This is a genomic window from Pseudovibrio sp. W64 (assembly GCF_001623145.1).
Taxonomy (GTDB): Bacteria; Pseudomonadota; Alphaproteobacteria; order Rhizobiales; family Stappiaceae; genus Pseudovibrio.
On record NZ_LMCI01000047.1, the window covers coordinates 52,264 to 64,885 of the forward strand.

General features: G+C 52.0%; 10 protein-coding genes and 1 tRNA gene. 2 read left to right on the forward strand and 9 right to left on the reverse strand.

Features of this window, described 5'->3' with window-relative positions:
• The first annotated feature begins 2 nt into the window (after positions 1-2).
• Positions 3-2,477: a GcvT family protein gene (locus tag PsW64_RS25875; RefSeq protein ID WP_063305489.1), complete on the forward strand. Its 2,475-nt coding sequence runs from the start codon at positions 3-5 to the stop codon at positions 2,475-2,477.
• Positions 2,478-2,515: 38 nt separating this feature from the next.
• Here the strand turns inward: PsW64_RS25875 and PsW64_RS25880 are convergent, their stop codons facing one another.
• From PsW64_RS25880 to PsW64_RS25910, 7 genes are all read right to left on the reverse strand, one after another.
• Positions 2,516-3,094 (reverse strand): AAA family ATPase, encoded by a 579-nt coding sequence (locus PsW64_RS25880; RefSeq protein WP_063305490.1) that lies wholly within the window; start codon positions 3,092-3,094, stop codon positions 2,516-2,518.
• Between the two features lie 212 nt (positions 3,095-3,306).
• Complete coding sequence (gene xsc, locus PsW64_RS25885; RefSeq protein ID WP_063286688.1) at positions 3,307-5,085, reverse strand: sulfoacetaldehyde acetyltransferase; 1,779 nt, start codon at positions 5,083-5,085, stop codon at positions 3,307-3,309.
• A gap of 182 nt (positions 5,086-5,267) precedes the next feature.
• Complete coding sequence (gene pabB, locus PsW64_RS25890) at positions 5,268-7,073, reverse strand: aminodeoxychorismate synthase component I (RefSeq protein WP_063305491.1); 1,806 nt, start codon at positions 7,071-7,073, stop codon at positions 5,268-5,270.
• Positions 7,074-7,316: 243 nt separating this feature from the next.
• The gene (locus PsW64_RS25895; protein WP_063305492.1) at positions 7,317-8,789 is read right to left on the reverse strand and encodes a methyl-accepting chemotaxis protein; all 1,473 of its coding nucleotides are present in this window, start codon (positions 8,787-8,789) and stop codon (positions 7,317-7,319) included.
• Positions 8,790-9,204: 415 nt separating this feature from the next.
• On the reverse strand, positions 9,205-9,684 hold the full coding sequence (locus PsW64_RS25900; protein WP_063286691.1) for a MarR family winged helix-turn-helix transcriptional regulator: 480 nt from the start codon (positions 9,682-9,684) through the stop codon (positions 9,205-9,207).
• A gap of 208 nt (positions 9,685-9,892) precedes the next feature.
• A complete protein-coding gene (msrA, locus tag PsW64_RS25905) occupies positions 9,893-10,567 on the reverse strand; it encodes a peptide-methionine (S)-S-oxide reductase MsrA (RefSeq protein WP_057464084.1) in 675 nt (224 codons plus the stop codon).
• A 26-nt stretch (positions 10,568-10,593) separates the two neighbouring features.
• A complete protein-coding gene (locus PsW64_RS25910; protein ID WP_208981041.1) occupies positions 10,594-10,911 on the reverse strand; it encodes a hypothetical protein in 318 nt (105 codons plus the stop codon).
• 310 nt (positions 10,912-11,221) lie between these two features.
• On the opposite strand from PsW64_RS25910, the gene PsW64_RS25915 reads away from it, so the two are divergent.
• Positions 11,222-11,311: transfer RNA gene (locus tag PsW64_RS25915), tRNA-Ser, on the forward strand.
• Positions 11,312-11,385: 74 nt separating this feature from the next.
• On the opposite strand, the gene PsW64_RS25920 is transcribed toward PsW64_RS25915, so the two are convergent.
• On the reverse strand, positions 11,386-12,432 hold the full coding sequence (locus PsW64_RS25920) for a site-specific integrase (RefSeq protein WP_063305493.1): 1,047 nt from the start codon (positions 12,430-12,432) through the stop codon (positions 11,386-11,388).
• Positions 12,429-12,617, reverse strand: coding sequence for a hypothetical protein (locus PsW64_RS25925; RefSeq protein ID WP_057462193.1), 189 nt, complete (start codon positions 12,615-12,617; stop codon positions 12,429-12,431). Before PsW64_RS25925 ends, PsW64_RS25920 begins: the two co-directional genes overlap by 4 nt.
• Positions 12,618-12,622 lie beyond the last annotated feature (5 nt).

Consider the following 12,622-nt stretch of genomic DNA (forward strand, 5'->3'; position numbering starts at 1 on the left):
CAATGACGAAGTCTATTCCGCAAAATGCGCGTGTCGTGATCATTGGTGGCGGTATTGCCGGGTGTTCAGTTGCATATCATCTGGCAAAGCTTGGTTGGCAGGACATCGTGCTGCTGGAGCGCAAGCAGCTCACGTGCGGCACCACCTGGCATGCTGCAGGGCTGATCGCCCAATTACGCGCATCCAAAAACATGACGCGCCTCGCCAAATACTCGCAGGAGCTCTATGGCGAGCTGGAAGCTGAAACCGAAATCGCGACAGGTTTCCGCCGCAACGGATCAATCACAGTGGCCTTAACCGAAGAACGTCGCAGCGAGATCCTACGCTCAGCCGCAATGGCGCGGGCGTTTGGGGTGGAAGTAGAAGAGATCACCACCTCAGAATTGTTGGACCGCTACCCCTATGTAAATGCGCAGGATGTTACAGCAGCTGTCTACCTGCCAAAGGATGGGCAGGGTGACCCGGGCAACATCGCGCTTGCTCTTGCCAAAGGCGCCCGCCAACGCGGAGCACAGGTGTTTGAAGGTGTCAAAGTCACAGGCATCGCTAAGAAGAATGGTGCTGTCTCGGGTGTCTCTTGGCAGCGAGATGGCAGTGATGAGCAAGGTCACATCGCAGCTGACTATGTGGTCAACTGTGCAGGTATGTGGGCGCATCAACTGGGCAAAATGGCTGGCGTCAACGTGCCGTTACATGCCTGTGAGCATTTCTACATGGTCACAGATAACATCGTGGGCCTCCCACAACTCCCCACGCTGCGCGTGCCAGATGAATGTGCCTACTACAAGGAAGATGCCGGCAAAATCCTGCTGGGCGCGTTTGAGCCAACTGCCAAGCCGTGGGGCATGCAGGGCATCTCGGATGATTTCTGTTTTGACCAACTGCCAGAAGATATCGAGCACTTCGAGCCCATCCTGGAACAAGCGGTCAACCGTTTCCCTGAGTTGGCAGTGACTGGCATTCACACCTTCTTCAATGGCCCTGAAAGTTTCACACCGGATGATGCCTATCATCTGGGTGAGGCGCCGGAACTCAAGAACTTCTTTGTTTGTGCTGGCTTTAATTCCATTGGCATTCAATCCGCTGGTGGTGCAGGTATGGCGCTCGCCCATTGGATGGAGCATGGCCATCCACCCTTTGATATTTCCGATGTTGATATCCGGCGCATGCAGCCGTTCATGGGCAACAAAACGTTCCTCTATCAACGCTCGAAAGAAACGCTCGGCCTGCTATATGCCGATCACTTCCCCTTCCGCCAGAAAGCCACGGCACGCGGTGTCCGTCGCTCTCCGCTGCATGAGCATCTCAAACAAGCTGGCGCAGTCTTCGGTGAAGTTGCAGGCTGGGAGCGCGCCAATTGGTTTGCCGATCAAGGGCAAGACCCGACCTACGAATACTCTTGGAAGTGCCCAAACTGGTTTGAGAACTCCAAGCGTGAGCACCTCGCCATCCGCAACAATGTCGGCCTCTATGACATGTCCTCTTTCGGCAAAATCCGCGTTGAAGGCCCGGATGCGGAAAGCCTGCTCAATCATATATGCGGCGGAGACATGTCTGTGCCTGTCGGCAAAATTGTCTACACGCAGTTCCTCAATGAACGTGGTGGTATTGAAGCCGATCTCACCGTGACGCGCCTCTCAGAGACTGCTTATCTACTCGTAACTCCAGCAGCCACTGTTATCCGGGAACTCAGCTGGCTCAATAAGCACAAGGCTGGCGCTAATGTGGTCATCACCGACATTACAGCAGGTGAAGCCACATTGGTGGTGATGGGGCCAAACTCAAGAGAGCTGCTCTCCAAAGTCTCCAATCACGATTGGTCCAACGAGAACCATCCATTCGGAACCATGCAGGAGATCGAGCTCGGCATGGGTCTGGCCCGAGCCCATCGTGTGTCCTATGTGGGAGAACTGGGCTGGGAGCTCTATGTCTCAACCGACATGGCCGCTCATGCCTATGAGACACTCGTGGAAGCAGGCGCTGATATCGACCTGAAACTCTGCGGTCTCCACGCAATGGATTCCCTGCGCATCGAAAAAGGCTTCCGACATTTCGGTCACGATATCACCGAGGAAGATCACGTCGTGGAAGCTGGCCTCGGCTTTGCTGTCAGCCCCAAGAAACCATCCTTCATCGGCAGAGACGCGGTCTTACGGAAGAAGGAAGAGGGCCTCTCATCCCGCATGCTGCAGTTCAAGCTGAAAGATTCAGAACCGCTTCTGCATCACAACGAACCAGTCCTGCGTGATGGTGAGATCGTCGGTTACCTCACCTCCGGCAACTACGGCCACACTCTGGGCGGTGCCATTGGCCTTGGCTACGTGCCATGCAAAGGCGAAACAATCAAAGACATGCTCGCCTCCAGCTACCAGATCGACGTAGAAGGCACCCTGTGCGATGCCGAAGCATCTTTCAAGCCAATGTACGACCCCAAAAGCCTCCGTATGCGGGGACTGAAGGAAGTCGAAGACGCATAACTTAAGCGAGCACCTCGCGCTGTGTGCGAGGTGCTAATCTAATCTGATGAGTTTGATGCAGCTTCATTCATTTGCTCAGCTTTAACGCATTTGATCCAGCCGGCAATCCGTTCTGCAGCGTCTACAGCAGTCAGCTCAGTTACATCCAGCTCCATAAAATGCTTTGCATTTTTGCCAAGGAGACCTCTCGCTCTCTGGTGGTTTTGAGCTGCGTAGTCAGCATCACGCGGTTTGCGCTTCAGGTCTCTATCTGAACTCTGAATGCGTTGCTGGTTTTCTTCCAGCTCACAATGCACATGCACAACAAGTAGGGGACCGCGAGATAGCGAGAGCTGTTCAAGGCCAGCCCAGTACTCTTCGCAAAATGCACTCCCAACGGTAAGAGCTTCTGTCATGACCACAGGTACACCGGTAGGCAGCTCGCATATAAGATCATCAGCAAGGCGACGAACAGCCTTAATACTCTCGTAAAAAGCAGGGGTTTTCCGTTCAGTCAGAGCGAAGGCCAGATTCCAGACGGTGTGATTGTCTAAGAGACGGGCATCTATAGTGTCCGCTAACTCTCGGCCAATGCTCAGCTTCCCAACACCGGGATAGCCATTCAAAACAATTAGCATAATGAAGGTTCCAGAAGGGGTGTAGCATTAGCAGACTGAAGAGGGATGCACGTGAGAAGGTGTACTGGTGAGCCTATTCGAAGCCTGATCGTCAGGCAACCTCCGTTGTTCTGCAGACGCTTAAAAGAAAAAAGCCCGGGCAGCTTTGCTCTGCGCGGGCTTTAAGGTTCATGCCCCTCTGAGAGGAGGCGAGAAGGGCACTGGTGGGGGACTTACGCGAGTTCTTGTTCGCGCATATCTTCCGCGTTGATGCCAGCGACAGCAACAGGTGCTTTCATGGCGTCTCTGCGGAAAGGCTCACCAAGTTCCTGGTTGAGGATCACCTCAATGAATGTAGTCTCGTTACGCTCCATCTGGCCTTCAATGGCGTCATTCAGGGTCTTGGTCAGCTCATCGGTGCCGAACACCTGAATGCCCTTCAGGCCGCAAGCCTCTGCAATCTTGGCGTACTGAACTTCCAGATTGAGCTCAGTGCCAACGAAATTATCATCGTACCACAGTGTCGTGTTGCGCTTCTCCGCACCCCATTGATAGTTGCGGAAGATCACCATGGTGATTGGTGGCCAGTCATCACGACCACAAGCAGTCATCTCGTTCATGGAGATGCCAAAGGCTCCATCACCAGCAAACCCGACAACTGGCACGTCAGGACGCCCAATCTTCGCGCCCAAAATGGCGGGCAAGCCATAACCGCAAGGCCCGAACAAGCCCGGAGCAAGATACTTTCGCCCTTCATCAAAACTCGGATAAGCATTGCCAATGGCGCAGTTGTTGCCAATGTCAGAGGAGATGATCGCCTCTTTCGGAAGCGCCGCCTGAATAGCCCGCCATGCCATGCGTGGAGACATCTTCTGAGGCTCACGTGTACGGGCGCGCTCGTTCCAGCTTGTGCCCGGATCATCATCCTCGTGGTCCATGGAGGAAAGCTCCTGCAACCAGGCAGACTTCGCGTGGTGCACCAATGCTTCCCGGTCTTCACGTCCTTCATTACCTGCGTGATCCGCCAGTTCTTCAAGGATCTGCTCCGCCACAGCACGAGCATCTCCCTGAATGCCGACACTTACCTTCTTGGTCAGCCCGATCCGGTCAGAGTTGATGTCCACCTGAATGACCTTGGCGTCCTTCGGCCAGTAATCCATGTCGTAGCAAGGCAGAGTGGAGAACGGATTAAGCCGCGTCCCAAGAGCCAGCACCACGTCCGCTTTCGAGATCATTTCCATGCCCGCTTTTGAGCCGTTATAGCCAAGCGGGCCAACGGAAAGCGGGTGATTGCCGGGGAACGCATCATTGTGCTGATAACCACAACAGACTGGTGCGCTAAGCTTTTCTGCCAGAGCAGCGGACGCCTGAATAGCACCACTCAGAACCACACCTGCACCGTTCAAAATGACAGGGAACTTAGCGTCAGAAAGTAACTCAGCAGCCTTCTTGATAGACTGGACACCACCACGTGGCTTTTCCATGCGCACGATCTGCGGCAGTTCGATGTCGATCACCTGCGTCCAGAAATCGCGCGGTATGTTGATCTGCGCCGGAGCACACCCACGCCAGGCTTTCTCAATCACACGGTTCAGCACTTCCGCAATACGGGAAGGATCACGAACTTCTTCCTGATAGCAAACCATATCCTCGAAGAGAGCCATCTGCTCAATCTCCTGAAAGCCACCTTGTCCGATGGTCTTGTTGGCGGCTTGCGGGGTAACAAGCAGCAGAGGGGTATGGTTCCAGTAAGCTGTTTTGATCGGCGTTACGAAGTTGGTAATACCCGGACCGTTCTGAGCAATCGCCATGCTCATCTTACCAGTCGCGCGGGAGTACCCATCCGCGCTCATGCCCGCGTTACATTCATGGGCGCAATCCCAGAACTTGACACCTGCAGCGGGAAAGAGATCCGAAACCGGCATCATGGCAGAACCAATAATGCCAAAGGCGTTATCAATCCCGTGCATCTGAAGCACTTTTACAAAGGCCTCTTCGGTCGTCATTTTCATGGCACAAGTCCTCCCCATCACGTCACAGGCTCGGCTGTGATCTGCACATTCTGATATGCAGTCAAACCTAGCCTGAGCCAGCGGAGGGGTTTAGGGCCAGATTCCGCTATAGCATTGGTCAGTTTTGTAGAAGGTATTGAAGATGCAGCGGAATGCCATCGCCGATCCCAAACAGAGAAGCGCTAGCTTACGTCAGCGCTGAAGGAGACGAGGCTGGCATTCATCAATCCCCGCAGGGAGTTACCAACATAGACAGCGTCTGCCGCCCGCAAATCGTGCACAGTTAGATCCGCTTCCTCTGCATATCCATGCTCCAGCAAACCAGCGCGGAAAACTCCCGGCAATAACCCATGCGTAAGAGCAGGAGTGAGCAACTTGCCGTCTTTGCGGATAAACAGATTGGTGAAGCTGCCTTCAGTCAGATATCCAGCTTCATTGAGGAAAATGACCTCAGAGCATCCATAGTTAGCAGCATACTCTGCGCGGGTTTGATCGTAAAATCCGCGCTGGCTGGTTTTATGGAACAGGAACCGGTCCTGTGAATGCACGCGCTCGTCTGCAAGGCAGATTCGCCAGTCATCACCGCTTGCTGCTGGCATTTCCTGCGCCGTCAGCATGAACTGTCCGTCTTCATAAAGATCAAGCCGAACCCGCATATCGCGATCAAACACTGCAGCATGGTCTGAAAGCACGCTCAACGCCTGATCTAAGTTCCAGTTGAAACCGAAGTAAGACGCGCTGTCGGCCATCCGTTGCAGATGACGTTCCAGCAACGTGTAGCCTTCGTCAGGCGTCCAGCCCATAGTTTCAAACAGGGTGAAACGCTCTTCTGACGCCTTCAGGAAGTTCAGTTTCAGCAGACATTCATCATATTCAGGTGACGCACCGGAATCGAATACAACACCCGAGCCTGTCCCCATTTCAGCAGCGCCATCCTCGTCAATCACCAGAGTGCGGATCGCCACATTGAAGGTGAAATCGCCATTGGGCTCAATCATTCCAATGGAACCGGTGTAGATCCCACGCGGGCTCTTTTCCAGCTCATCAATGATCTCCATAGCCCAAAGCTTCGGTGCTCCGGTGATGGAACCACACGGAAACAGCTCTTCAATAATCTCGGGCAGTTCAGCTCCATCCACCAGCTCACCAGTGGTGGTAGAGGTCATCTGGAACAGGCTACGGTATTGCTCAACCTCACAGTGAGACGGAACACAAACACTGCCTGCTTTGGTGATGCGAGAGAGGTCATTGCGCATCAGATCAAGGATCATGGTGTTCTCGGCGCGCGATTTTACATCACTCTGCAGCCAGTCCCGAACACGCGCATCTTCTTCGCTCGTGCGCCCACGCTGAGCTGTGCCCTTCATCGGGCGTGTCGTCAGTTGCTTGCCCTTGCGCTCCAGAAACAGTTCCGGAGAAATCGAGAGAACCTTCTGATCACCCAGATGCAAAAGGGCAGCATATCCAACCGGTTGCTGGAACAGCAGATTGTCAAACAAAGCAGCTGCGCTTCCAGTCTGCTCAAGCTCTGCACGCATGGTCAGGTTGATCTGGTAGATGTCACCTTGCGCCAGATGCTGCTGTGTTTTGGCAAAAGCGCTCTCATAGTCACCTTTACTCATGTCAAACCGGTTGATGTGAATGGAAGGGGCGGCTTCATTGCCTGCAGCCTCAACCAGCCATCGGGCTTCTTCATCTCGGGTCAAGAGCTGAGGTGCATCGTAGACGCCGAACCAGGCAAGAGGCACATTGCCTGTGCCCTTAAAACGCTGCTTCAGCTTCTCTTCAAACGCAAAGCCAAATTCGTAGGAGAAGAAGCCTGCCAGATGGTGGCCCGCTTTACGTTCTTGTTCCAGTTGCTGAAGAAACTGAGGGACCTCAGAGAGAGTTTGGCAGGTCAGCACGCGTTTTGGAGCTTGGAAGAGACGCGCAGGCTCATGGCTAAGCCTGTCGACAAAAAGTACTGTTCCAAACGCAAACTGCGCCATACCTGTCCATTCTTATTTGGGTTACCCTTATTAAGAATGCTCAATACCAGCCCGTCAGACCAAGGCAATCATAAAATTGTCTCCAAGTCCGTTTCTTGAGTAATTTTGCGTAAATTGTGATCAATTTCAGCCCAAGAATCCGAAAATTCCCCTCAAGGCAGCCGTTTCAGAAGAGCAGAAGCGTCGCTCAAACGCAAAACGGGCCACCAAGGTGACCCGTTTCATCAGAATTTGTAGCGCAAATTAAGCAACGTCGTGGAAGAAGCGCTCCAGCGTATCGTGAACTTCATTGAGATCACCATCAACCTTATTGGCTTTCTCAGTCACTTCGAAGACGGAGCCTGTTGCCTCGTTCATGGCTTCACTCAGGCTGGCAATGCTCTGGGAAACTGCCATGGTGCCGTCAGCTGCAGCTGCAATATTAGCTGAAATCTCATTGGTCGCATCACCCTGCTGGGTTATTGCCTCTGCAATTGCACCAGTGTGGGCGTTCACGTCATCCATGGTCAACGTGATGGAGCCAATTGCGTCCACAGCTTCCCGGGTTCTGCCCTGGATTGCGGACACCTGAGACGCGATCTCTTCAGTCGCTTTAGAGGTCTGGTTGGCCAGCTCTTTCACTTCCGCGGCTACAACTGCAAAGCCTTTACCGGCTTCACCTGCCCGGGCAGCTTCAATGGTGGCGTTTAGGGCCAGCAGATTGGTTTGCTCTGCAATAGCCTGAATGAGCGTAACCACTTCACCAATGCGGCTTGCAGCTTCTGCAAGGCTGCCAATGGTGTCGTTGGTCTCCTGCGCACCGCGGGTTGCAGCTTCAACCATGTCGTTGGCCTGCGCAATCTGGCGTGCGATCTCGGAAATGGAGGAGGAAAGCTCTTCGGAAGCAGCAGAAACGGTCTGAACATTGCCGGATGCTGAATCAGAGGAGGAAACAACTTCAGTGGTATGACCAGAGCATTTATGCGTCGCGTTCTCCAGGCCTTTGGAAGCAGATACGATGCTATGCGTGTTTTGTGAAAGGCTCTTCAGCTGCCCATCCACCACGTCACGCAGACCGGAAATGTGTTTTTCAAAGAAGGCGATACGTTCGGACTGCTCTGCAATCTTCTGTTCGTTCTCTGCAACTTCAGCTGCAACCACTGCAGCTTGAGGGGAAGCAGCATTGTCTGCCGCGTTAGAAGCTTCAGCATCGTCCTGACCGCTCAGGAAGGCCATCGTCACGCCAGCAAGAAGAACCAGAATGATGAGGTTGCCAGACATGGTGCTCTGATCACTCACGAGGAAGTCAGGCAAAACGAACAAGCTACCAAGAAGATAAATTGCGGAAATTGCAAGGAAACTGCCAAGCGCGCCGCCATTGCGAGAAGAACCCAAAACAACCAGCGGGGCGAAGAACAGGATGTTGAAGTCCACTTGCCAGCCTTCTGCATATCCACCAAGAGCAGCAGCAGTGCTTGCAACCGCGGCCAAAATGGCGAGGCAAATGCCGGAAGCCAGGTCAGCTGCACCGGATTCCTTGTCTTTCAGCCACAATGCGGTTGGAATAGCAGCAAGAAGGAAAGCTGATCCCGAAAGAATGCTCATTGTGCCGGTATCACCAGCCCAACTCATCCCAAAGCTCAGGAGAGCAAGAACCCAACCCAAGGCAATCGGCCAACTGGTTGAACCCGTGTCAGATTGGCCTACCTCTTCTTCAAATCCGACTGCAGCACTCATTTCAGGTCTTCCCTTAATTGTATTGGTGCATGACACACCCAAATACATCCACCCAATTATTAAACGCATTCTGGATTTATAACTCTCTGATAACAAAGAGGAATGCGCACAACCTCAAGCAGTCAGACAGCACAATCGCAGCCGTAACCACTTGGTTGAATGAAAGAAATAATACGCACGAAAGGGCGAAATCACACAGCAATCGCTTCTAAAAGAGGCGGCCCTCAAAATTGAATTGCGTAAATTACTCCATTCAAATCTTAGTTGTAATTTGTATAAGATTTATGCTTAAGAGAAGCTTAATGGAGCGGAAGGGAAGTGTAAAAAGCAAAGAACACCGAAGCGTTCACTCCGGTGTTTCTGCGTTGAAAATAAACTGAAATCAATAAAAAAACTAAACCAGTAAAATTAAGCCTTAGGCTGGTTCGTTCTCTTCAACCTGTTCATCTTCCATTGGATCATCATAGCAAAAACGTGTGCAAGCAGAGCTTTCCACGTCATTCAGGATGAACTTGAGGAGAGAGGAGAGGTTGTCCAATTGGCTCTCATCGATGTCACCGAGCAGCGCATGAGCTGCTTTACGGCGCGCCTCAGCCACTTCAACGGCCTTACGCTTACCGCGAACGGTGAGTTCTACCATAACTTCCCGGCCTCTGCGGCGAAGACGTCGGACCAACCAGTCTTTCTCAAGACGGTCAATCAGGCGCACGGTGGCGGAATGGCTTAAACGAACTTCTTTCGCAACTGTACCGATGGAGATGGCCGGAGAGCGTCGCATAATAAGAAGAGCCGCGACGGCACTTGTTGAAAGATCTCCGTAAGCATCAACACTCGCATCTTCAAGTGCTGTACTTACCGCGGAAAGTTGGTCTGCAATATGATTGGTTCTCATCATAAATTAAATCTCTAAAATACTGTCCTGACGATTCTGACTTAGCGTCATTAGAGTTAATCCTAAAACTGCAATTTAACAAATGCAAGTTTAATAAAATTGAAAATAATAAGTATTTCGAAACCATGCAACCTGCAAAATCAATAAAAACCGCCGATTTGGTCCCTGATTATTAGCAGGTTGCAATTATCCATAAATTATTTTTGATCACCTATTGCTTAGGGGATTGGGGCGAAACCGGCAATGGGCAGGTCGCACCTGTGCCCGAAAGGCCACAGTATCCATCTGGATTCTTTGCCAAATATTGTTGGTGATATTCTTCAGCGTAATAGAATACGTCGAGCGGACCGATTTCCGTGGTAATCCCTGCGTTTTTGCCGATTTCCTTAAGGGCATCCTGATAAGACTTAGCTGTTTCTTTAGCCGTCTCAATATCTGCCTCACTCATCAAATAAAGCGCAGATCTATACTGTGTCCCCACATCGTTGCCCTGCCGCATTCCTTGCGTTGGGTCGTGACGCTCCCAAAATACCTTCAAAAGTTGTTCCAGAGAAATTTCTTCTGGATTGTAGACCACTTTTACAATTTCGGTGTGACCGGTCTGACCAGTACACGTTTCGTGGTAGGTCGGATTCTTTGTAGCGCCACCTGCAAAGCCAACAGCTGTTACATACACACCCGGCAGTTCCCAGAAGGCGCGTTCCGCACCCCAGTAACATCCCATGCCCACATAGAGCTCTTTCATCCCTTCAGGATATGGCCCATTCAGATCATGACCATTCACGAAGTGCTTTCCGGGAGTCATGATTGGTGTATCCCGGCCTGGCAGCGCTGTACCTGTATCCGGCATTTTAAACTTGTTTGAGAGCATTCTGAGAAACGACATATTCACTTACCTGTAAGAACTCTGCATCACAGCAGGGTTGTGCTGATGCGACGCCGCTTGTCGCCATACCATAGCATAATTAGTCCGAGAGGTCCGAATATAACCCACGGCGGCATGAGCAAAAGGCTTTGAATAATCGGATCCCAGAGAAGAGGGCTCACGTACCGCTGGATGGCCGCCTGGGATGCATTGAGCGTTTCTGGTGACAGATCAAACCAGATCAATCCCAGTGGTGAAGAGGTCCAGCTGGAGGTCGCAATGCTCTTAGTGGCATCCACGACAAATGAGACCAGCGCTATGGCGACAAACCACACACCTATAAAACGCAGAAAAAATCCAACCACGTGTCTGCTTCCTTTTTCTGTCAGCTATCTTTTAAACTCGCAATGAGCCTGCGTGTATCCACAGTACCTCATGCAATCTAAGGTGCAACCTATCAGAACAAGCATGCCAGACGCTCTTAAATTCCAGTCAAAACTGCGTAATGGATTGTGATTGGCTACCCGTAGACGGGCAGAAAAATGCCTTTGTTTTCATTCTGGTTCCACAGAGTGGGGATACATGGCAAAAAAATCAAAAAGACCTCTTGCGCCCCCCAATAGTTTTGCATATACCCCCTCTCACGCCGCCGGGCATACTCGGTGAGCGGAATGCGGAGAGGTGGCCGAGTGGTCGAAGGCGCACGCCTGGAAAGTGTGTAGGCGGGGAACCGTCTCCAGGGTTCGAATCCCTGTCTCTCCGCCATTACCATTTCTTTTCCCTTACATCTCAGTTGTTTAGTAGACGTTTTGTCCAGCTCATTTGAGTTGGTTGGACAATTATCTGTTCTCGTCTTGTGCTTTCAGGCTTCCAATTGCCTGAGTGGCTAAGCGCTGTTGATCAGCTGCCGCGGTATAGATTGTCAGCTCCTTCAAGCTTTGGTGTCCTGTCAGGGCTTTAATCACGTCTGCTGAACAACCTGCTTCTGCCAGTCTTCGTGCTGCTGCTTTGCGCAGACCATGGGGAGAGCAGTTAGATAATCCCGCTTCTTTCGCCCTGTCTCTGAACCAGTTTCCAAAGCCTGCCACTGAGAATGGTTTTCCAAACTCGGTGACAAGGAAGGTCATGTTCGTCTTTGGTGTTTGTGAAAGTGCATGCTGGAGGATGCCATGCAGCGGAATCAGCAAAGTGGTTCCGGTTTTCTGTTGGGTGACCCTCAAGTTATCTCCCGAAATATGCTGCCAGCCCATGTTTACAACGTCTGATCGCCGCTGAGCTGTATAGAGAAGTAGAGTGAGCGCAAGATACGCCTTGGTGCCTGCTGGGTGCTTTTCGATAAACTGCTCTATTTCTTCCTCAGTCCAACTATGAAAGCCCTCTGTCTTCTTCCTGAAGCCCTTCACTCCACGCGCTGGATTGTTGGCGATCATTCCCAGATCCATGGCAACGTCGAGCAGGATCTTCAGGAGAGATAGAACCCGATTTGCAGCTTGTGGCCTGTCTTCCATCTCTCCGAGTAGTTTCTTGATGTGTCTGCGTTCCAGGCGGCGTATAGGAAGCTTGCCAATCCTTTCCCTGAGCTTTTCGATAACTCCTCGGTAGGTGTGCTTGGTGCTGTCTCGTAAACCGAGGAACTCAGGTGAACGATAGTAGGCAACGCAGAGAGCATCAAAGCTTCCTGGCTTCGTGCGCTCTGCTGCTATGTTGGCACTCTGTGTTTTCACCCCTTCCAGTGCGCCGTAATACTGGCGCATGAAATCGTCGCCATAGGGTGTGCCTGTCAGATAGGTTGAGAACCCTGACTTGCGGAAACGGACACGGCGGGTGCCGTGCCTGTCTTTGTTCCAGCTGCAATATTGCGGCAGTCCGCTTCGGTTCCGTCTCATAGGAGGTCGTCCCAAGGATTAGGAGTATTGTCATTCACCTCTTGCTTGAGTGGCTCCATGACAATCTCTTGGGTTTCCGGTCGGATCGTGACGCGCAACTGTTCGGGAGCAATACCAACCTTCTCAGCTGCCTTGTAAGCCCTAACAACATCAGCCTGTTTAAATGGAACTGTTTGCCGTGCCATGCCTG

What these genes read in the sequence shown, in the direction of transcription:
- PsW64_RS25895 (WP_063305492.1), bottom strand. Translation starts at nt 8,789, where the DNA reads ATGAGTGCTGCAGTCGGATTTGAAGAAGAGGTAGGCCAATCTGACACG.
- pabB (WP_063305491.1), bottom strand. Translation starts at nt 7,073, where the DNA reads ATGGCGCAGTTTGCGTTTGGAACAGTACTTTTTGTCGACAGGCTTAGC.
- xsc (WP_063286688.1), bottom strand. Translation starts at nt 5,085, where the DNA reads ATGAAAATGACGACCGAAGAGGCCTTTGTAAAAGTGCTTCAGATGCAC.
- PsW64_RS25880 (WP_063305490.1), bottom strand. Translation starts at nt 3,094, where the DNA reads ATGCTAATTGTTTTGAATGGCTATCCCGGTGTTGGGAAGCTGAGCATT.
- msrA (WP_057464084.1), bottom strand. Translation starts at nt 10,567, where the DNA reads ATGTCGTTTCTCAGAATGCTCTCAAACAAGTTTAAAATGCCGGATACA.
- PsW64_RS25920 (WP_063305493.1), bottom strand. Translation starts at nt 12,432, where the DNA reads ATGAGACGGAACCGAAGCGGACTGCCGCAATATTGCAGCTGGAACAAA.
- PsW64_RS25925 (WP_057462193.1), bottom strand. Translation starts at nt 12,617, where the DNA reads ATGGCACGGCAAACAGTTCCATTTAAACAGGCTGATGTTGTTAGGGCT.
- PsW64_RS25900 (WP_063286691.1), bottom strand. Translation starts at nt 9,684, where the DNA reads ATGATGAGAACCAATCATATTGCAGACCAACTTTCCGCGGTAAGTACA.
- PsW64_RS25875 (WP_063305489.1), top strand. Translation starts at nt 3, where the DNA reads ATGACGAAGTCTATTCCGCAAAATGCGCGTGTCGTGATCATTGGTGGC.